The 20080-nt window shown below is 72.5% G+C and carries 18 protein-coding genes and 1 pseudogene; 12 read left to right on the top strand and 7 right to left on the bottom strand.

Translation table 11 applies throughout. From position 1 onward, the window contains the following. The first annotated feature begins 22 nt into the window (after positions 1 to 22). Positions 23 to 1180: a D-alanine--D-alanine ligase family protein gene (locus GTY56_RS30425; RefSeq protein WP_161368511.1), complete on the top strand. Its 1158-nt coding sequence runs from the start codon at positions 23 to 25 to the stop codon at positions 1178 to 1180. A gap of 81 nt (positions 1181 to 1261) precedes the next feature. On the opposite strand, the gene GTY56_RS30420 is transcribed toward GTY56_RS30425, so the two are convergent. Both GTY56_RS30420 and GTY56_RS30415 read right to left on the bottom strand, forming a co-directional pair. Beyond that, positions 1262 to 1780: a DUF3515 family protein gene (locus tag GTY56_RS30420; protein ID WP_161368510.1), complete on the bottom strand. Its 519-nt coding sequence runs from the start codon at positions 1778 to 1780 to the stop codon at positions 1262 to 1264. A 20-nt stretch (positions 1781 to 1800) separates the two neighbouring features. Continuing rightward, complete coding sequence (locus tag GTY56_RS30415) at positions 1801 to 2034, bottom strand: Lrp/AsnC family transcriptional regulator (protein WP_030851968.1); 234 nt, start codon at positions 2032 to 2034, stop codon at positions 1801 to 1803. A 206-nt stretch (positions 2035 to 2240) separates the two neighbouring features. Between GTY56_RS30415 and GTY56_RS30410 the strand changes: the two genes are divergently transcribed. Together GTY56_RS30410 and thiD are read left to right on the top strand one after the other, a co-directional pair. Beyond that, complete coding sequence (locus GTY56_RS30410) at positions 2241 to 3206, top strand: thiamine-phosphate kinase (RefSeq protein WP_033313188.1); 966 nt, start codon at positions 2241 to 2243, stop codon at positions 3204 to 3206. Further along, entirely contained in the window at positions 3203 to 4000 is a 798-nt protein-coding gene (thiD, locus tag GTY56_RS30405) for a bifunctional hydroxymethylpyrimidine kinase/phosphomethylpyrimidine kinase (protein ID WP_161368509.1), read from the top strand. Before GTY56_RS30410 ends, thiD begins: the two co-directional genes overlap by 4 nt. A 123-nt stretch (positions 4001 to 4123) precedes the next feature. Here thiD and rpmB read toward each other — a convergent pair whose 3' ends face one another. Then, positions 4124 to 4309, bottom strand: coding sequence for a 50S ribosomal protein L28 (rpmB, locus tag GTY56_RS30400; RefSeq protein WP_003993230.1), 186 nt, complete (start codon positions 4307 to 4309; stop codon positions 4124 to 4126). Positions 4310 to 4576: 267 nt separating this feature from the next. Here rpmB and fakA point away from each other — a divergent pair, with 267 nt between their 5' ends. Further along, positions 4577 to 6298 carry a fatty acid kinase ATP-binding subunit FakA gene (gene fakA, locus GTY56_RS30395; protein ID WP_161368508.1) on the top strand — a complete coding sequence of 574 codons (1722 nt, stop codon included), beginning with the start codon at positions 4577 to 4579 and terminating at the stop codon, positions 6296 to 6298. Between the two features lie 230 nt (positions 6299 to 6528). Here fakA and GTY56_RS30390 read toward each other — a convergent pair whose 3' ends face one another. Both GTY56_RS30390 and GTY56_RS30385 read right to left on the bottom strand, forming a co-directional pair. Continuing rightward, a complete protein-coding gene (locus GTY56_RS30390) occupies positions 6529 to 9462 on the bottom strand; it encodes a tetratricopeptide repeat protein (protein WP_161368507.1) in 2934 nt (977 codons plus the stop codon). Beyond that, entirely contained in the window at positions 9459 to 11297 is a 1839-nt protein-coding gene (locus tag GTY56_RS30385; RefSeq protein WP_161368506.1) for an HSP90 family protein, read from the bottom strand. Before GTY56_RS30385 ends, GTY56_RS30390 begins: the two co-directional genes overlap by 4 nt. A gap of 188 nt (positions 11298 to 11485) precedes the next feature. Between GTY56_RS30385 and recG the strand changes: the two genes are divergently transcribed. The 8 genes from recG to mutM all read left to right on the top strand — a co-directional run bounded on the left by recG (position 11486) and on the right by mutM (position 18898). Beyond that, complete coding sequence (recG, locus tag GTY56_RS30380; RefSeq protein WP_161368505.1) at positions 11486 to 13711, top strand: ATP-dependent DNA helicase RecG; 2226 nt, start codon at positions 11486 to 11488, stop codon at positions 13709 to 13711. 107 nt (positions 13712 to 13818) lie between these two features. Next, positions 13819 to 14406 (top strand): 16S rRNA (guanine(966)-N(2))-methyltransferase RsmD, encoded by a 588-nt coding sequence (rsmD, locus tag GTY56_RS30375; RefSeq protein ID WP_161368504.1) that lies wholly within the window; start codon positions 13819 to 13821, stop codon positions 14404 to 14406. A gap of 26 nt (positions 14407 to 14432) precedes the next feature. Beyond that, the gene (gene coaD / locus GTY56_RS30370) at positions 14433 to 14912 is read left to right on the top strand and encodes a pantetheine-phosphate adenylyltransferase (RefSeq protein ID WP_031138128.1); all 480 of its coding nucleotides are present in this window, start codon (positions 14433 to 14435) and stop codon (positions 14910 to 14912) included. A gap of 121 nt (positions 14913 to 15033) precedes the next feature. Continuing rightward, complete coding sequence (locus GTY56_RS30365) at positions 15034 to 16110, top strand: ATP synthase subunit B family protein (protein ID WP_161368503.1); 1077 nt, start codon at positions 15034 to 15036, stop codon at positions 16108 to 16110. Between the two features lie 124 nt (positions 16111 to 16234). After that, a complete protein-coding gene (locus GTY56_RS30360) occupies positions 16235 to 16888 on the top strand; it encodes a YceD family protein (protein WP_033313179.1) in 654 nt (217 codons plus the stop codon). Positions 16889 to 16890: 2 nt separating this feature from the next. Continuing rightward, entirely contained in the window at positions 16891 to 17064 is a 174-nt protein-coding gene (gene rpmF / locus GTY56_RS30355; RefSeq protein ID WP_003951102.1) for a 50S ribosomal protein L32, read from the top strand. Between the two features lie 7 nt (positions 17065 to 17071). Further along, the gene (rnc, locus tag GTY56_RS30350) at positions 17072 to 17932 is read left to right on the top strand and encodes a ribonuclease III (RefSeq protein WP_161368502.1); all 861 of its coding nucleotides are present in this window, start codon (positions 17072 to 17074) and stop codon (positions 17930 to 17932) included. Between the two features lie 105 nt (positions 17933 to 18037). Next, positions 18038 to 18898, top strand: coding sequence for a bifunctional DNA-formamidopyrimidine glycosylase/DNA-(apurinic or apyrimidinic site) lyase (mutM, locus tag GTY56_RS30345; protein WP_161368501.1), 861 nt, complete (start codon positions 18038 to 18040; stop codon positions 18896 to 18898). Here mutM and GTY56_RS30340 read toward each other — a convergent pair. Together GTY56_RS30340 and GTY56_RS30335 are read right to left on the bottom strand one after the other, a co-directional pair. Beyond that, complete coding sequence (locus tag GTY56_RS30340) at positions 18888 to 19286, bottom strand: winged helix-turn-helix transcriptional regulator (protein WP_033313176.1); 399 nt, start codon at positions 19284 to 19286, stop codon at positions 18888 to 18890. The genes mutM and GTY56_RS30340 overlap by 11 nt on opposite strands. 184 nt (positions 19287 to 19470) lie before the next feature. Beyond that, positions 19471 to 19764, bottom strand: a pseudogene (locus GTY56_RS30335) (transposase); the annotation flags it as partial. Between the last annotated feature and the right edge of the window lie 316 nt (positions 19765 to 20080).

Genomic DNA, 20080 nt, shown 5'->3' with positions numbered 1-20080 from the left:
CAACGGGTACTCTCAACGCGATATGAGCACCGAGAACCTCCCCCAGAGCCCCGAGCAGCCGCCTCGCAAGCCGCGTGTGGCCGTCGTGTTCGGCGGGCGCAGCTCCGAACACGGGATCTCCGTGGTCACCGCCGGCGCCGTCCTCAAGGCCATCGACCGGACCAAGTACGACGTCCTGCCGATCGGCATCACGCAGGACGGGCGTTGGGCGCTCACGGCGGACGAACCGGAGCGGATGGCGATCGTCGACCGGCGTCCGCCCAGCGTCGACCTGCTCGCCGAGTCCGCCGAGGGCGCGGTGATCCTCCCGGTCGACCCCGCCAGCCGTGAAGTCGTCTACAGCGAGCCGGGATCGGTGCCCAAGGCCCTCGGCGAGGTCGACGTGGTCTTCCCGGTGCTGCACGGCCCGTACGGCGAGGACGGCACTCTCCAGGGCCTCCTGGAGCTCTCCGGAGTCCCGTACGTGGGTTCGGGCGTGCTCGCCTCGGCCGTGGGCCAGGACAAGGAGTACATGAAGCGGGTGTTCACCTCGTTCGGGCTGAAGGTGGGCCCGTATGTGGTGATCCGCCCGCGGGAGTGGGAGCAGGACCGGGCGGCCGCCCGCAAGAAGATCGTCGACTTCGCCGGCGAGCACGGCTGGCCGCTGTTCGTGAAGCCCTCGCGGGCCGGCTCGTCGATCGGCATCACCAAGGTCGACGACCTCGCCGGCCTCGACGAGGCGATCGCCGAGGCCCAGCGGCACGACCCGAAGATCCTCGTGGAGGCCGCGCTGCGCGGCCGCGAGATCGAGTGCGGCGTCCTGGAGTTCGAGGACGGCCCCCGGGCCTCCCTGCCCGCGGAGATCCCCCCGCCCGAGGCGCAGGCGTACTACGACTTCGAGGCCAAGTACATCGACTCCACCCCGGGTCTCGTCCCGGCGCCCCTCTCCCCCGAGGAGACGGCCGAGGTCCAGCGCCTGGCGGTCGACGCCTTCGACGCGGCGTCCTGCGAGGGCCTGGTCCGCGCGGACTTCTTCCTCACCGAGGACGGCGAGTTCGTGATCAACGAGATCAACACGATGCCCGGCTTCACGCCCATCTCGATGTATCCGCAGATGTGGCAGGCGAGCGGGGTGAGCTACCCGGAGCTGATCGACCTGCTGGTGCAGGCGGCACTGCGGCGCTCTACCGGCCTGCGCTGAACCGCCCTCAAGGGGCGCGGGGAACTGCGCGATCAGCCGGGAACGGCCCGCGGACTCGGGACGGGAGCACCGGCGCGGTGCTCAGGAGGCGATCCCCTTGGGGATCGCCTTCTTCACTGCCGCGGCGAGATCGATCAGCACACCCGAGCTGTCCGCGCCCTGGGGCGCCCGGACCTCGACATACGCCTCCCGGTTGGCGGTGGTGAACACGTACCCCCCGCCGTCCTGCTCCTCCATCAGCCAGTCGACCCCGTTCACGCCCCCGGCGACGGCATCCGGATCCCGTCCCTCGGCCACCTTCGGGTCGACCATCTTCGGCGGCTGCGGCACACCGCAGCGAAGTATGATCGCCGGGCTGCCCCAGCTCGCCGTCAGTGCCGACGCGGGCTCGGGATCCTCACGGCGCTCACCGTCCACCTTCGCGGGCAGTACCTTGTCCAGGTTCCGGCACAGTTTCACGACCTTCGCGTCCGGACTGGGAACCGCCGCCGACGCGCTGTCGTCTGCTGAGGAGCAGCCCGCAACAGTGATCAACAGCGCGACAGCGGGCAGGCGGAACACGCGCAGGACACAACGGTGCCGGTGACGGAAAGAGTTCACCGGCCCAGGGTAGACGGGGGCTACAGATGGACGACCGGGCAGGTCAGGGTGCGGGTGATGCCGTCCACCTGCTGGACCTTGGCGACCACCATGCGGCCGAGGTCGTCGACGGTGTCGGCCTGCGCCCGCACGATGACGTCGTAGGGTCCCGTCACGTCCTCGGCCTGGATGACCCCAGGGATCTTGCTGATCGTCTCGGCGACGACCGAGGCCTTCCCGACCTCGGTCTGGATCAGGATGTACGCCTGTACCACGGAACCTCCAGGGCGGCCACGAGGATCATGTGGGGAAAAGGAACGCCACGGTATCGCGTCGCCGCTCGCCGCGGGGAGACCTGCGGGGACCGGGTCTTGCGCGCCGAGGTGCAGGTCCGGCAGAACTTGACGGTCACTTCGACGGTAGCGAGGACGGAGATGCCTCGCGACCGGGCACGGACAGGGACAGAAGGGGAGAAAGGGCAATGAAGGGCACTGTTGGTGAGCTCGGTGAGTTCGGGCTCATCAGGGAGCTCACCTCCCGTCTGACCACCACCCCGGCGGTCCGGGTCGGCCCCGGCGACGACGCCGCCGTGGTGGCCGCACCCGACCGCAGGGTGGTGGCGAGCACGGACATCCTGGTGGAGGGTCGGCACTTCCGGCGCGACTGGTCGACGGCCTACGACGTGGGTCGCAAGGCGGCCGCGCAGAACCTCGCCGACATCGCCGCCATGGGCGCCGTACCCACCGCGCTGCTGCTCGGCCTGGTCGTCCCGGCCGAACTGCCGGTGACGTGGCCGAGCGAGCTGATGGACGGCCTGCGCGACGAATGCCAGGTGGCGGGCGCCGCCGTGGTCGGCGGTGACGTCGTGCGCGGCGACTCGATCATGGTGTCGATCACCGCGCTCGGCGATCTGCGCAACCAGGAGCCGGTGACACGGGCGGGCGCCCGGCCCGGCGATCGCGTCGCGGTGACCGGCTGGCTGGGCTGGTCGGCCGCCGGATACGCGGTGCTGTCGCGGGGGTTCCGCTCGCCGCGGGCGTTCGTGGAGGCCCACCGGCGGCCCGAGCCGCCGTACCACGCGGGTCCGGCCGCCGCCGGGCTCGGGGCGACCGCGATGTGCGACGTGAGCGACGGGCTGATCGCCGACCTCGGGCACATCGCCGAGGCGAGCAAGGTGCGGATCGACATCCGCTCCGGGGCGATCGACATCCCGTCCCAGATGAACGACATCGGGCAGGCCGTCGGGGTCGACCCCATGCAGTGGGTGCTGACCGGGGGAGAGGACCACGCGATCGTGGCGACCTTCCCGCCGGACGTGAAGCTGCCCGCGCGCTGGAAGGTCATCGGCGAGGTCCTCAACCCGTCGGCGCTGCCCCAGGTGACGGTCGACGGGGCGCCGTGGACCAGCAAGGGCGGCTGGGACCACTTCGGAGACATAGAGTCATGATCCCGGGTGTCCTGACGGTGGCGGGCTCCGACTCCGGCGGAGGCGCCGGCATCCAGGCCGACCTCAAGACGATGCTCGCGCTCGGCGTGCACGGCATGAGCGTCGTCACGGCGGTCACCGCGCAGAACTCCCTCGGTGTGCAGGGGGCTTGGGAACTGCCCGTGGAGGCCGTGCGGGCCCAGTACCGCAGCGTCGTCGACGACATCGGCGTCCAGGCGGTGAAGACCGGGATGCTCGCCTCCGCGGAACTCGTGGAGGCGGTCGCCGAGTTGATCGCGCAGACGGACGCCCCCGCCGTGATCGACCCGGTGGGCGTCTCCAAGCACGGCGACGCCCTGCTCGCCGCCTCAGCGCTCGATTCCGTCCGTACGAAGCTGCTGCCGGTGGCCACCGTCGCCACCCCGAACCTCGACGAGGTGGCTCAGATCACGGGCGTGCGGGTGGAGTCGGAGGGGGAGATGCGGGAGGCCGCCGCGGCCGTTCTCGCGTACGGGCCGCGCTGGGCGCTGATCAAGGGCGGGCACCTGCCCGGCGACGCCGTCGATCTGCTGACCGACGGATCCGAGGAGCACTGGCTGCGGGCGCCCCGGCATGACAACCGCCACACCCACGGCACCGGCTGCACCCTCGCCTCGGCGATCGCCTCCCAGCTCGCCAAGGGGCAGTCCGTGCCGGAGGCGGTGGCGGCGGCGAAGGAGTACGTCACCGGGGCCGTCGCGGCCGGGTTCGCGCTCGGCGGCGGGATCGGCCCGGTGGATCACGGCTGGCGCTTCCGTGCGGGGCCCGAGCGCTGATGCGCGGGAGCGGGGCGCTGACGCGCCGGCCCGGTCACTGACCTCCGGACACGGCAAAGAGCCGGTCCACCAGAGGTGGACCGGCTTTGCAGCGAACCAGCAGTGGCCGCGCGCTAGCTAGCGTCAGCGCGAGACCTTGCCGGCCTTGATGCACGAGGTGCAAGCGTTCACGCGCTTCGGCGTCCCGCCCACCACGGTACGCACTCGCTGGATGTTCGGGTTCCAGCGGCGGGACGTACGGCGGTGCGAGTGCGAGATGTTGTTGCCGAAGCCCGGCCCCTTGCCGCAGACGTCGCAGTTGGCAGCCACGGGTCACTCCAAAGACTTCAGATGCACTTACGGTTGATCCCGGCAGGCCGGGATCAAGATTCTCGGGCTCTGCTGAGCCGGTCGAAATCTGAGTGGCGTTGCCAGGGGGAAGGCCCGATCAGATCGGGCAACCGGAGCAGCATACAACGGCTGCACCCGTAGAACGAAACTACCATGGCAGCTCAGGGGCCCGGCCCCTCCCTCTTCCGGTGAGCACCACCCCGGGGTCTACGCTGCGAGCCACGTCCAGCAGCTCAGGGAGGCGTAGTGGCGCAGGTGCCGCAGACATTCTTCGATGCTCTCGCGGTGCGCACCTGGTGCGGTCTCGCGCTGGAGACCCTGGGGCGGGCGCGTGAGGAGATCGACGCCATCAACGTCTACCCCGTGGCGGACGGCGACACCGGCACCAACCTGTACCTGACCGTGGAGTCGGCGGTCGCGGCCGTCGAAGCGGTGTTCGCCGGGCACGCGGCGGCCTCGGGGCCCGACGGGCCGACGCTCGCCGACGCCGCCCGGGCGATGGCGCACGGGGCGCTCATCGGCGCCCGCGGGAACTCCGGCACGATCCTCGCCCAGCTGCTGCGCGGCATGGCCCAGGTGCTGGCCGGGGACGACCCCGCCCACGCGGACGGCCAGGGGCTGCGGCTCGCCCTGCGGCAGGCGGCCGACTCCGCCCGCCGGGCCGTCGCCCATCCCGTGGAGGGCACCGTCCTCACGGTCGCCTCGGCCGCCGCCGACGCCGCGGACGGCGCCCGGGGCGACTGCGGGACCGTGGCCCGGGCCGCCTACGACGGAGCCCGCGCGGCCCTCGCCGCGACCCCGGGCCAGCTGCCCGTCCTGGAGCGCGCCGGAGTCGTCGACGCCGGAGGGCGGGGCCTGGTCGCGGTGCTCGGAGCACTGGTGGAGACGTTCACCGGGGAGAGGGCCCGGGGGATGGCGGGGGGTGCGGGCACCGGCCTCTCCAGGGGTCATCACGCGCGCGGGGAGCCGGCCGCGGGCCCTGTACCGGTCGAGGGGGTCCTGGACGAGTGCGCCGACGGTCCCGCCGCCGTGCCGGGCCAGGAAGGGCCGGCCTTCGAGGTGATCTACCTCCTGGAGGCCGAGGACGGGGCCGTTGAGCGGCTGCGGGAACGGCTCGACGCCCTCGGGGACTCCCTCGTCGTGGTCGGCGGCGACGGGCTGTGGAACGTGCACGTCCACGTGGACGACGCCGGTGCAGCCGTCGAGGCCGGAATCGAGGCCGGGCGGCCCCACCGGATCCGCATCACGCACTTCGGCGCCGGCGACGTTCACACCACCGGCGCCGAGCGGCCGCCCCGGGAACGCGCCCAGCGGGCCGTCGTGGCCGTCGTGCCCGGCGAGGGGCTGGCCGGGCTGTACACCGAGGCCGGCGCGACGACCGTGCTCGCGCGCCCCGGGGAGCCGCCCGCGAGTGGAGAGCTCGTCCAGGCCGTCCGGCGGGCCCACGCGCGTGAGGTCGTGCTGCTCCCCAACGACGCCGAGCTGCGCCACACCGCCGCGGCGGCCGCCGAGCAGGTCCGCACGGAAGGCATCCGGGTCGCCCTGATCCCGACCCGCTCGGCGGTCCAGGGCATCGCGGCACTGGCCGTGCACGAGCCGGACCGCCGCTTCGACGAGGACGTCGTGTCCATGACCTCCGCCGCCGGGGCCACCCGCTACGCCGAGGTCACCGTCGCCGAACGCCAGTCCTGGACGATGGCCGGCATCTGCCAGGCCGGCGATGTCCTGGGTCTCATCGACGGGGACGTGGCCGTGATCGGTGCGGACGTCGCCGAGACCGCCGAGACGGTCCTCGACCGGATGCTCTCGGCCGGGGGCGAGATGGTCACCCTGGTCCTCGGCGACGACGTTCCCGAGGCCGTCGCCGACCAACTGGAGGGCCGGGTCCGCGAGGGGTACCTCGCCGTCGACACGGTCGTGTACCGGGGCGGCCGGCAGGGAGCCCTGCTCCTCATCGGCGTGGAGTAGGGCGGGGGCCGCCCCGACGGAACCCGGCGGTGTGCCACGGGCCGGCGCCCGCCGGCCGCCTCGCGGTCGCCGACCGGCTCCGGCTCGCCGCCCCCGTCACAGCCGGCACCGTCCTCGTGTCCGCCGTGTTCCTGGAGCCGGGCGTGGCCGCCACGGGCCGCCACGGCACCGGGCCAGGCCGCAGACCGTCCCCTTGCAGGCCCCTCTCGGCATGCAGGTCGCCGGCGGGCTCAGTCCGGCCGCCGGCTCGGCAGCCGCAGCAGTTGCTCCGCCTCCGCCCGACGGGCCCGCACCACCTCGCCCTCGCCGTCCGCGGCCTCCGCGCCGCCGTGTCCCTCGTACGCCGCCAGCACCGCACGCGCGCGTGCCACCGCGTCGGCGGGGCGGCCCAGGTCGGCCTCCAGCCGGCCCGCGGCGAGTTCGGCGCCGGTGCGGCTGTGCAGGGCGCCGTCCCCGAGGGAGGCGAACACCTCGGCCGCGCGCACGACTTGGGCCAGCGCCTCCTCGAACACCTCGCGGACCGGGACACCCTCGGCGTCATCGGGGGCGGAGCCGGCCAGCAGGTCGCCGAACTGCCGGTGAGTGTGGCCGAGTTCGGCCATGAGCTGCTGCCGGGACTCCTCGTCGGTGGCTGCCTCCCGCGCCGCCTCGCACTCCCGGACGGCGTCCGCCATCAGGCCGCGGGCCTCTCCCAGCCCGTCCTGCGCGCGCAGCGCCAGCCAGGCGCGGGCACGCAGGGAGCGGATCAGACCGTGGGTGTTGCCCAGCTCGCGCCACAGGCCGCCCGCGCGTGCGTAGGCCTGGTCCGCCTCCGCCGCCAGTCCGGCCTGGCCGAGGGACTCCCCGGCCAGATGGGCGAGGGTCGCGTGGTCGTGCTGCTCGGGCCAGTGCCGGGCGATCTCGGCAGCCTGCAGGCGCCGTTCGGCCGCGGCCCGGTGCTCACCGAGCTCGCTCAGACAGTCGCCGAGCCACCACTGCGTCTGCACGACAGCCCCGTCGCCGTGCGTCTCGGCGGTCAGGTCGGGCAGAGCCGACTCCAGCACCTCCGCGGCCTCGGCCCACCGCCCCTGCCGCAGCAGGAAGCCGCCGAGCTGCTGTCGCGCCCATGCCCCCAGCGTCGCCGACTCGCCGGCCTCGTCGGCCCAGTGGGCGGCCTCCAGGGCATGCCGGGCGGCCTCCACGGCCTCACCCCGGCCGCCGACGACCTCGGCGAGCTGAAGATGCAGCTGGGCCCGCCCGGGCGCCTCCAGCTGCGCCCCGCCGTGCTCCAGGGCCGCCCGCAGCGCCCGTTCCGCCTCCGCCATGTCGCCGAGGTGGTGGGCCAGCGAGGCGAGCCGGGCCTCGTACTCCACCGCGAACCAGGGCAGCCCCGCGGCCGTGAACGCCGCCGCGCCCCGCGCGAACAGCTCCGCGGCCCTCTCCAGATCCCCGCCCAGCCCCGCCAGCTCGCCGAGCATCGCGCGGGCCTCGGCGACCCGGGCGGCCAGCCGTACGTCCTCCCCGGTCCGGCCCTCGACGAGCGCGAGGACCTCCCGGACGGCGGCCTCGGCCTCGGCGAGAGCCGCCGGGTCGCCCTCGGCGCCGTGCGCCCGGCGCGTCAGGATCCGGGCCCGGCTCATCACGACGGACGCCGTCTGCCGGATGCCCGTGCCGTCGGCGGCGTACAGCGCGAGGACCTCGTCGTAGGGGCCGGTCACCGCCGCCACGGCGCCGTCCACGTCACCCGCGAGTGCGCGGACGTACGCCCCACGCGCGCGTGCCGCGAGGGCCTCGCCCGGGTCGCCCGCTTGCGCGTAGAGGCCGGCGGCCCGCTCGAAGAGTTCGGCGCCCTCGGGGCCGAGGGACATCGCCTCGTGGTCGGCCATCTCGGCACGGTCGCGCGGGTCCAGTTCGGCGCCCTCGGCGGCCGCGGCGGCGGCCGCCCACGCCTCCACGGCGCCCGGCCGCAGGGTGTCCGACAGCCGCCGTGCCTCGGCCAGCAGGGCGGGCAGATCCGGCTGCCCGGTGGCGGGAACCGGAGCCGCTGCGGGAGCGGGCGGGGGAGTGGACCGTACCGAGCGCACTCCCAGCGGCAGCCGCTCCACCAGCGGTTGCCGCGCCATACGCGCGCGTGCCCGCTCACTCACGTGCGTCGTGCCGTTGCGTTCGTCGAAGCGGAACGCCAGGGCGAGGGCCACCTCGCGCGCGTGCGCGGCGAGTTCGCGGGCGGTCCACTCCCGGCCGGCCGGGCCCGGCACCTGCCGGTCGCCCAGCCCGAGTCCGGTCAGCCGGTCCATGAGCAGGGCGACCACACTCATGAAGTCCAGCTTGCTCTGCGGATGCCCGTCGTCGGTGAAGTACGCCGGCCGCTCCGCGAGCAGCTCCAGAGCCCGCGCCTCGTTACCGGTGAGCGCGCAGAACTCCACGTGCTCCGCGTAGGCGCCACGCATGCTCTCCATGGCCCGGACGAGCCGGAAGCCCCGCAGATGGTTGGCCCGGGCCTCCTCCTCGCGGCCCAGCCGCAGCAGCGGCACCAGCGACGACGCGAGGGCTGTGTGCGGCTCGTGGGCGCAGGTGTACTCGCCCTCCAGCACCGGCCCCCACAGCTGAAGCGCCTCGGCGTCCCGCCCCTGCTCCGCCTGCCACCAGCCCTGGCCGTGCAGCTCGCACGCGTGGCAGTCGGCCATGCTGTCGCGGTCGGCCGCCAGCCACGCGGCGTACGCCCGCTCGGCCCGCGCCACGTCCCCCACGTGCGCGGCCACACTGTGCTCGGCGCTGCGCACCGCCCGTTCGGAGTGCCCGGCGAGCCGGTAGCGGTGCTCCATCTCGCCGAGCCACTTCTCGATCGACGCGAGCGGGACGTGCGGCTGGTCGAGCATGCCGGCCGAGACCCACTTGAAGACCCAGTGCAGCGAGTGGGCCTCGTACTCGTCGAAGTCCTCGGGCCGTTCGTCCCACATGCGCAGCAGGCGGGCGAAGGGGACGAACATCTTCCCCTTCTCGGAGCTGTAGTTGTAGACCTTCAGCTGGTGGCCGAGCGCCTCGATCACGGCGAGCGGGACGTCCAGCTTCTCGGCCGCCGACAGCAGCTCCTCCGCGCGCGCGTTGCGGGCCGGCCCCTCCGGCTGCCCGGCGTTCTCCGCCATCGCCTCGCGCAGGGCGTCGAAATCCGTGATCTCCGTCATGTCCGACCGTCCTCGCTGTGCGTGGCCCACTCCAGGAGGCCGATGAACGCGCGATTGAGCAGCGCCGAGTCGGCCGGCCTCAGCGGTCGCTGCGCCATCAGCAGCGCCTGTCCGTAGAGCGACTCCGTGGCCGTGCCGATCAGCTCCGGGTCGGGCAGCGCGCTGATCCTGCGGACCAGCGGGTTGAGGTGGTTGAGCACCAGACGCGCCCGGGGCGCGCTGCCCCGCAGGGAGCCCAGGATCCCCGCCCACAGGTCGTCGGCCCGCTCTTCGGCGTCCGCGCGGGCCTGTTCGTGCCGGGCGTCCCGGTCGTCGAGGTGCAGCGCGGGCACGGACAGCGGGTGGAAGGCCCGCAGGACGACGTCACAGCCCAGCGGGTCGAGCCGGGCCCGGGCCGCCGCCAGGAAGGCGGACAGGGCCAGCTCCTCGGCCGGGTCGACCGCGTCCAGGTGCGCGGTCACCGTCTCCGCGTCCAGCTCGGCCACCACGGTCCCCGGCCGCACCGACGGCAACGCCTGGACCAGCTCGCTGTCGTACGTGTAGCCGCCGTTGATCACGCCGATGCCCTGCGCGGACGCGATGGGCGCCACCTGCCGGTACTCCTCGACGGTCCGCGTGAAGTGCACCACCGGGTGCCGCTGCGCGAACTCCTCCAGCGACAGCCGCCCGTCGGTCGTCTCGAACGGCAGCCACGGCAGCATCGTGCGCAGCATCTCCCGGTCGTGCCGGGCCAGCGACTTCACGCCCAGGTGGTGCACCGAGAGGAACGCGCCCAGCCGTTCCGGATCACCGGCCGCCAGCCCCGTCAGCCAGGCCCGGATCCGCTCGCCCAGCGCCTCCCGTACGGCAGCCAGCGTCTCGTCCTCGTACAGCGACTCGCGTGACGCCGTGGGCCGCAGACTGTCCGTGTCCAGCACGCAGCGCACGAAGAACGCCCAGTCGGGCAGCAGCTGTTCGGCCCGCTCGGTCAGCAGCATGCCCTTGAGGTGCACCCGGTGACCCGCACGCTGGGCCGGGCTGACCGCCGACGGCAGCACATAGGCCACCCCGCGGATGCCGGCCAGCGGCACGGACAGGTCGATCGTGTCCAGCGGGGTGAAGCCGAACAGGCCGTGGCAGTGCCGGGCGAGGGCGACGCGCCGGGCGGCCGGGCCCGGATACGGACGGTCCCAGGGCGCGGGGAGGTCGGTGACCACCTCGTCGCCGACCCGGACGTCGTACGGCAGCAGCGACCCGAAGTCCCGGGCCAGCGCCTCGACCCGCCCGGGGGCGAGCCACTCCGCGGCACCCGCCCGGGCCACCAGGTGCACGGTCGTGCCCGGTTCGGGCCGCTCGGCGTCCGGCAGCGTCCGCACGGTGTAGGAGCCGTCGTCGGCCGCCGTCCACTCCACCGGCGGCGCCCCGGGCGTGCGGGCGCTGCGGCTGACGACCCGGATCCGCTCGGCGACGACGAAGCAGGCCAGCAGTCCGATGCCGAACTGCCCGAGGAAGTCGGACCGGGCCTCCTGAAGACCCTCGGCCCGCTTGGAGCTGCGCCCGATGGTCGCGAGCAGGCTGTGCACGTCCGCCTCGGTGAGGCCCACGCCGGTGTCCTCGACCCGCAGGGCACCGCCCTCGGCGTACAGCCGGACCCGGGCCGGAGCGCCGGGTTCCGCAGCGCGTCTGGCCGTGATGGCGTCGACGGCGTTCTGCAGCAGCTCCCGCAGATACACCTTCGGACTGGAGTAGAGGTGGTGGGAGAGCAGGTCCACCAGACCACGCAGGTCGACCTGGAACGTATGAGGTGACGAGGGCGGACGGGGTGCCTGGGATGCCTGTGAGCTCTGGGAGTCCATCTTCACGGCGCCGGTGGGGGACTCGCGACGGCGCAGGGTAGGGCGGTCCCGGTGGGGCGGTGACCGCGGAAAGGGGGCCGGGAGCGCGTCATCCTATGGCCCGAACCAGCCGCCTGACCAGGGGTTTCCGCGACCTTTACGGCGGTCCGGCCGCGGCCTGGGCGCCATTGTCAGTGGCGTGGTGTGCAATGGATCTCGTGCCCGCCCTGGAAGAACCCCTGCGACAGCCGCTGAAGTCGGTGCTCGGCCCCGCCACCGCGAAGGTGATGGCCGAGCACCTCGGCCTGCTCACCGTCGGCGACCTCCTCCACCACTACCCGCGCAGATACGAGGAGCGCGGCCAGCTGACCCACCTCGCCGACCTCCCCATGGACGAGCACGTCACGGTGGTCGCGCAGGTCGCCGACGCCCGCCTGCACTCGTTCGCCTCCGCCAAGGCCCCGCGCGGCAAGGGCCAGCGCCTGGAGGTCACGATCACGGACGGCAGCGGCCGGCTCCAACTGGTCTTCTTCGGCGCGGGCGTCCACAAGCCCCACAAGGAACTGCTGCCGGGCACCCGCGCGATGTTCGCGGGCAAGGTCTCCGTCTTCAACCGCCGCCTCCAACTCGCCCATCCGGCGTACGAGTTGCTGCGCGGAGACCCGGAGGAGTCCGTCGAGACCTGGGCGGGCGCCCTGATCCCGATCTACCCGGCCACCGCCAAGCTGGAGTCCTGGAAGATCGGCAAGGCGATCCAGACGGTCCTGCCGACGGCCCGGGAGGCCGTCGAGCCGCTCCCGGAGTCCCTGCGCGAGGGCCGCGGCCTGGTGCCCCTGCCCGAAGCCCTGCTGAAGATCCACCGCCCGCAGACCAAGGCCGACATCGAGGACGCCCGCTCCCGCCTCAAGTGGGACGAGGCCTTCGTCCTCCAGGTCGCCCTGGCCCGCCGCCGCCACGCGGACGCCCAGCTCCCCGCCGTTCCCCGCAGGCCCGCCCCCGACGGCCTCCTCACCGCCTTCGACGCCCGCCTCCCCTTCACCCTCACCGACGGCCAGCAGCGCGTCTCCCGGGAGATCTTCGACGACCTGGCCACGAGCCATCCGATGCACCGGCTGTTGCAGGGGGAGGTGGGTTCCGGCAAGACGTTGGTCGCCCTGCGCGCCATGCTCGCCGTGGTCGACGCGGGCGGGCAGGCCGCCATGCTCGCGCCCACCGAGGTGCTCGCCCAGCAGCACCACCGCTCGGTCGTCGAGATGATGGGCGAGCTGGCCGAGGGCGGCATGCTGGGCGGGGCCGAGCAGGCCACCAAGGTGGTGCTGCTCACCGGCTCCATGGGTGCGGCGGCCCGGCGGCACGCCCTGCTCGACCTCACCACCGGCGAAGCCGGCATCGTCATCGGCACGCACGCGCTGATCGAGGACAAGGTGCAGTTCCACGACCTGGGCCTGGTCGTGGTCGACGAACAGCACCGCTTCGGCGTCGAGCAGCGCGACGCCCTGCGCGGCAAGGGCAAACAGCCCCCGCATCTGCTGGTCATGACGGCCACGCCCATCCCGCGCACGGTTGCCATGACCGTCTTCGGCGACCTGGAGACGTCCGTCCTGGACCAGCTCCCGGCGGGCCGCTCGCCGATCGCGAGCCATGTGGTCCCGGCCGCGGACAAGCCCCACTTCCTGTCCCGCGCGTGGGAAAGGGTCCGCGAGGAGGTGGAGAACGGCCACCAGGCCTACGTGGTCTGCCCCCGCATCGGCGACGAGGAGGACGACCCGAAGAAGTCCGGCAAGAAGAAGCCTCAGTCCCCGGAGGACGCCGCGGAGAAGCGCCCGCCCCTCGCCGTCCTCGACGTGGCCGACCAGCTGGTCAAGGGCCCCCTCAAGGGTCTGTGCGTCGAGGTCCTGCACGGCAGGATGCACCCCGACGACAAGGACGCCGTGATGCGCCGCTTCGCCGCCGGCGAGACGCACGTCCTGGTCGCCACCACGGTCATCGAGGTCGGCGTCAACGTCCCGAACGCGACCGCCATGGTGATCATGGACGCCGACCGCTTCGGCGTCTCCCAGCTCCACCAGCTGCGCGGCCGGGTGGGCCGCGGTTCGGCCCCCGGCCTCTGCCTCCTGGTCACCGAGATGCCCGAGGCGAGCCCGGCCCGCCAGCGCCTGGGCGCGGTCGCCTCCACGCTCGACGGTTTCGAACTGTCCCGCATCGACCTGGAACAGCGCCGCGAGGGCGACGTCCTGGGCCAGGCGCAGTCGGGCGCCAGGACATCCCTGAAGGTCCTCGCCGTCATCGAGGACGAGGAGATCATCGCGGAGGCGAGAGAGGAGGCGACGGCCGTGGTGGCCCAGGACCCGGAGCTCACCCGTCTCCCGGCACTACGGACGGCTCTGGACGCCCTCTTGGACGAGGAGAGGGAGCAGTACCTGGAAAAGGGGTGAGTGCTGCCCACCCAGGGGCCCGGACCCGTAATCCATATGCGGCTACCGCCGCGCGGGCGCGACCAGCCACACTGAACCTTGATGCGACCCACGACCAAGGACCAGAAATGACCCGCGTGATCGCCGGCTCGGCCGGCGGACGCCGCCTGGCCGTCCCGCCGGGCACAGGAACCCGCCCCACATCGGACCGCGCCCGAGAGGGCCTCTTCTCCACCTGGCAGTCCCTCCTCGGCGGCCCCCTGGGAGGCGAACGCGTCCTCGACCTCTACGCCGGCTCGGGCGCAGTGGGCCTGGAGGCCCTGTCCCGGGGCGCGGGCCACACCCTCCTCGTCGAGGCCGACGCCAGAGCCGTTCGCACGGTCCGCGAGAACGTGAAGAGCCTCGGCCTCCCCGGCGCAGAGGTCAGGTCCGGCAAAGCGGAACAGATCATCCGCACATCACCCCCCGACGCCCCGTACGACCTCGTCTTCCTCGACCCCCCGTACGCCGTCACGGACGACGATCTTCGGGAGATCCTCCTCACACTCCGCTCGGAGGGCTGGCTCGCCGGGGACGCCCTCGTCACCGTGGAGCGCAGCACCAGAGGCGGTGAATTCCGGTGGCCCGAGGGTTTCGAACCCCTCCGGGCCCGTCGCTACGGCGAGGGAACGTTTTGGTACGGTCGCGCCGCCTCTACGTGCGAAGACGCACGATGACCGGACCGGAGAGCGAGGGAACACAAGTGCGCCGCGCCGTCTGTCCCGGGTCGTTCGACCCGATCACCAACGGACACCTCGACATCATCTCCCGCGCCTCCAGGCTGTACGACGAGGTCTACGTGGCGGTGATGATCAACCAGGCCAAGAAGGGTCTGTTCGAGATCGACGAGCGGATCGACCTGATCCGCCGGGTCACCGCCGAGTACGGCAACGTACGCGTGGAGGCCTTCCACGGCCTGCTCGTCGACTTCTGCAAGCAGCGCGAGATCCCCGCCATCGTCAAGGGCCTGCGCGCCGTCAGCGACTTCGACTACGAGCTGCAGATGGCCCAGATGAACAACGGCCTCTCGGGCGTGGAGACCCTCTTCATCCCGACCAACCCCACCTACAGCTTCCTGTCGTCCTCCCTGGTCAAGGAGGTCGCGACCTGGGGCGGCGACGTCTCCCACCTGGTGCCCGCGGAGGTCCTCGGCGTCCTTACCGAGCGCCTGAGGAAGGACTGAACCGGCCCCGGACGTCCCCCCGGGGCCTGACTGCCCGTCACCCGGTGTTCCGGGGTGACCCCGTGGCCGTACAGTCGTCCCGTCCGTCTCCAACGCATCTGTAGAGAGTGGCGAGCACACGGTGGACGTGCAGAAGAAGCTGGACGAGATCGTCTCCGCGGTCTCCGGCGCCCGGTCCATGCCCATGTCGGCCTCGTGCGTGGTCAACCGCGCCGACCTGCTCGCGATGCTGGAGGAGGTGCGCGCGGCGCTGCCCGACTCCCTCGCCCAGGCCCAGGAGCTGATCGGCGGCCGCGAGCAGATGGTCGAGCAGGCCCGCCTGGAGGCCCAGCAGATCATCGAGAGCGCGCACGTCGAGCGCGGCTCGCTGATCTCGGGCACCGAGGTCGCCCGCCGTTCCCAGGCCGAGGCCGACCGGATCCTCGCCGAGGCCCGCCAGGAGGCCGAGGAGATCCGCGCCGAGGCCGACGAGTACGTCGACTCCAAGCTCGCCAACTTCGAGGTCGTCCTCACCAAGACCCTGGGCTCCGTCGGCCGCGGCCGCGAGAAGCTCCTGGGCACCGGCCCCGGCACCGACGAGCAGGGCTACGAGGACGAGGACGCCCCCGAGCGCAGCCACGACCCCGCCACCCAGCGCCGCAGCGCCGACGAGTACGTCGACGTCAAGCTGGGCGCCTTCGAGGCGGTCCTCGCCAAGACCCTGGAGGCCGTCGGCCGCGGCCGGCAGAAGCTACACGGCCGGATCGCCACCGACGACCTGGGAGCCCTCGCCGACGACGCGAGCACCGTCCAGCACTCCAGCGACGCCGACTACCTGGCCGACCTGGCCGCCCTGGCGGACCAGAAGCCCCCGGCCGAGCGGCCCGCCCAGCAGCAGGACTACGTACAGCCACAGCAGCCGGAGCCCGTGTACGGCTACCAGCAGCAGCCCGATCCCTACGGCGGCTACCCGCAGCAGGCCTACGCCGCCCAGCAGGACCCCTACGGCTACCAGCAGGCCGATCCGTACGCCTACCAGGGCTACGACCCCCAGCAGGCCGCCTACGACCCGAACCAGGCCCAGCAGCAGCCGCAGCAGGCCTCCTCGGGGCAGCAGGGCCACCAGGGGTACGCGCTCGACGAGACCAGTCTCTTCGACACCGGCATGATCAGCGCCGAGCAGCTCCGGGCCTACGAGCAGGGCCGGGGCCAGGGCTGAGGACCGGATTGGGCCGACAGCGAAAGGTCCAGTATCCTGGCTCTTCGGTCGCGTGTACGTCCGCGATCAACGCTGCCCGGGAACACCGCAGGGCGGCGTCACCGAGCTCTCACCGAAAGCAGGAATGGCCCTGAACGCCCGCCTCGACCACCGCAACCCCCTCGTGTTCGACACACACGAGCTGGGTCGGCGGCCTGGTGCGCTGCAGCGCCTGACCCGCACGGTCGACGCTCCCCAGGACCTCGGTATCAAGGGAGTCATCGGAGTGCCGGAAGGCGCCCCGGTGGAGCTCGAACTCCGCCTGGAGTCGGTCATGGAAGGGGTGCTCGTCACAGGCACCGCCCGTGCCGCGGCCGAGGGGGAGTGCGTAAGGTGTCTGGAGCCGCTCGAGCAGGAGCTCGAAGCGGAGTTCCAGGAGATGTTCTCGTACCCTGACGCCGACGACCGGGGCCGCGTGATCGCGGAACCGGGCGACGACGCCGAGGACGACGAGGACAGGCTCTTTCTCGAGGACGGCTTGTTCGACCTCGAGCCCGTGCTGCGTGATGCGGTGGTGCTCGCACTGCCGATGCAGCCGGTGTGCCGGGAAGACTGCCCCGGTCTGTGCGCCGAGTGCGGCGCACGGCTGGCGGACGACCCGGACCACCACCACGACGCCGTCGACATCCGTTGGGCGGCATTGCAGGGACTCGCCGGCACCATGAAGGACGGCGAGAAGGACGAGATGAGCGGCGGCGCGCCTCAGTCAGCACGCGCCGACGAGAAGCAGGAGAAGTAGCCGTGGCTGTTCCGAAGCGGAAGATGTCGCGCAGCAACACGCGCCACCGCCGGTCGCAGTGGAAGGCTGCGGTCCCCACCCTGGTTGCGTGCGAGCGCTGCCACGAGCCCAAGCAGCAGCACATCGCGTGCCCGTCGTGCGGCACCTACAACAAGCGCCAGGTCCTCGAGGTCTGAGCGGCTGGTGAGAGGCACTGTGTCCACGCCTAAGAACAAGTCTTCCCGTGCGAGCGGGAGTGCTCCGGCGGACAACCAGGCCTCGTCCCACACGCTTCTGGAAGGGCGGCTCGGCTACAAGCTCGAGTCCGCCCTTCTGGTGCGCGCACTGACCCACCGGTCGTACGCATACGAGAACGGCGGTCTGCCGACCAACGAGCGCCTGGAGTTCCTCGGGGACTCCGTCCTCGGCCTCGTGGTCACGGACACGCTGTACCGCACCCACCCCGACCTGCCAGAAGGCCAGCTGGCCAAGCTGCGGGCCGCGGTGGTGAACTCGCGTGCGCTCGCCGAGGTGGGCCGTGGGCTCGACCTGGGCTCCTTCATCCGGCTCGGCCGGGGTGAAGAGGGCACGGGCGGCCGGGACAAGGCATCCATCCTCGCCGACACCCTCGAAGCGGTGATCGGCGCCGTCTATCTCGACCAGGGACTGGACTCGGCGGCGGAGCTGGTGCACCGTCTGTTCGACCCGCTGATCGAGAAGTCCTCGAACCTCGGAGCCGGCCTGGACTGGAAGACCAGTCTCCAGGAGCTCACCGCGACCGAGGGGCTCGGCGTCCCCGAGTACCTGGTCACGGAGACCGGACCCGACCACGAGAAGACCTTCACTGCTGCCGCCCGCGTCGGAGGCGTCTCGTACGGCACCGGCACCGGCCGCAGCAAGAAGGAGGCGGAGCAACAGGCCGCCGAGTCCGCATGGCGGTCCATCCGGGCCGCGGCGGACGAGCGTGCCAAGGCGGCCAAGGCCGCCGAGGCGACGCAGACGGCGGCGGTTCAGGCCGCCCACACCGCCGTCGACGGCCCCGCCGACGGCCCCGCCGACGGCTGACCGCCGCCGCCCGCACCGGGCGGCGAGCACAGCGCACCCGAGCGCCCGCCCCCTGCCCGGGGCGGGCGCTCGCGTCATCCACACGTTCTTGTGACGGGGGACCCCATGCCCGAGTTGCCCGAGGTCGAGGTCGTCCGGCGCGGTCTCGAGCGGTGGGTCGCCCACCGGACCGTCGCCGAGACAGAGGTGCGGCACCCGCGTGCCGTGCGCCGCCACCTCGCGGGTGCCGACGACTTCGCACACCGCCTGAAGGGCCACCGCATCGGCGTCCCCAGCCGCCGCGGCAAGTACCTGTGGCTACCCCTGGAGGACACGGACCAGTCGATCCTGGCCCACCTCGGCATGAGCGGCCAGCTCCTGGTCCAGCCGCACACCGCCCCGGACGAGAAGCACCTGCGCATCCGCGTCCGCTTCACCGACGCCCTGGACACCGAACTCCGCTTCGTCGACCAGCGCACCTTCGGCGGCCTGTCGCTGCACGAGAACACCCCCGACGGTCTGCCCGACGTCATCGCGCACATCGCCCGCGACCCACTGGACCCGCTCTTCGACGACGAGGCCTTCCATCTGGCGCTGCGCCGAAAGCGGTCCACGATCAAGCGGGCCCTGCTCGACCAGTCGCTGATCAGCGGCGTCGGCAACATCTACGCGGACGAGGCCCTGTGGCGCGCCCGCATCCACTACGAGCGCCCCACCGCCACCTTCACGCGCCCGCGCACGCTGATGCTCCTGGGCCACGTCCGGGACGTGATGAACGCGGCCCTCGCGGTGGGAGGCACCAGCTTCGACAGCCTCTACGTCAACGTCAACGGGGAGTCGGGCTACTTCGACCAGTCGCTCGACGCGTACGGCCGCGAGGGCCTGCCCTGCCGGCGCTGCGGCACGCCCATGCGGCGCCGGCCCTGGATGAACCGGTCGAGCTACTACTGCCCCACGTGCCAGCGGCCGCCGCGGATCACGCCCTAGCGGAGTCGTACCGCTCGCGTGCCGCCAGGACCTCGTCCATGCTGCCCTCCACGAAGTGGATCAGGGCGAGCAGCCGCTGCGCCACGTCGCGCCCCAGGGGCGTCAGTTCGTAGTCCACCCGGGGCGGGTTGGTCGGCTGGGCCTCGCGATGGACCAGGCCGTCGCGCTCCAGGGCATGCAGCGTCTGGGACAGCATCTTCTCGCTCACCCCGTCGACGCGGCGGCGCAGCTCGTTGAAGCGCAGCGAGCCCTCGTACAGGGCGCCGAGCGCGAGGCCGCCCCAGCGGCCCGTGACGTGCTCCAGCGTGCCGCGTGAGGGGCAGGCCTTGGCGAACACGTTGTACGGGAGGTCGTCGAGCCCTTCCGCGAGCTCCTGGGTGGTGGTCATAGGCCCCAGCCTACGCCGACACAGCGCTAACCGACAGACGGCACTAACCAAGGGTTAGTGCTTTCGGGTGCTTCAGGTCGTCCTGGTAGCCGAAAAAGTGGTGGGCTGGGTCTCTGACCTGCGTCCCCGTAATCGATCAACGCTGCGAGCTGCGACTGAGGTCGGTGGAGTCTTAATGACCGGGTCAAGCGGCTGTAGCGGTGTGTGTCCTTGCTGGTGGGCTGGTGGTGAAGGGGCGGTCGTCGCGTAGCAGGGCCCACAGGACGTCGACGCGGCGGCGGGCGAGGGCGATGACGGCGGGGATGTGCTTGTGTCCCTGGGCTCGTTTCTTGAGGTAGTAGGTCCGGTTGGGGCTGTCGCGGATGATGCTGGTCTGCGCGGAGAGGTAGAACACTCTGCGCAGGCGGCGGCTGTAGCGCTGTGGCCGGCGGAGGTTGCCGGTGCGGCGTCCGGAGTCTTTGGCGACGGGGACCAGGCCGTCAGCTCCGTAAGCAGCGACCGTTTCGCACATCTCAATCAGCGGCCCGGGCGTCCCGAAGAGCGGGGCGGCCACTCCACCGGAGCCACCGGGGGCAAGCGACTTTAGAGCCACACCCCACTCTTCCGGACCGCCAAACACCTTAAGGAGCGGCTTTGGGCTGCCCCAGCCACGACGTGTTCTGACCTTCATGCCGCCTGGCCAGCCCTTGCCAGGGCGCGCGTCGGCGCAGCGCGGGCGGGAGCGGGCCGAAGGCAGGAGCGGCGCCCGCGGCGGAGCCGGGAAGCGCGCCCGGCGGAGCGGAGCGCAGCCGGGG

The sequence above is a fragment of the Streptomyces sp. SID5643 genome (genome assembly GCF_009872555.1).
GTDB classification, from domain to species: domain Bacteria; phylum Actinomycetota; class Actinomycetes; order Streptomycetales; family Streptomycetaceae; genus Streptomyces; species Streptomyces iakyrus.
This window is presented reverse-complemented; position numbering and strand designations above follow the sequence as displayed.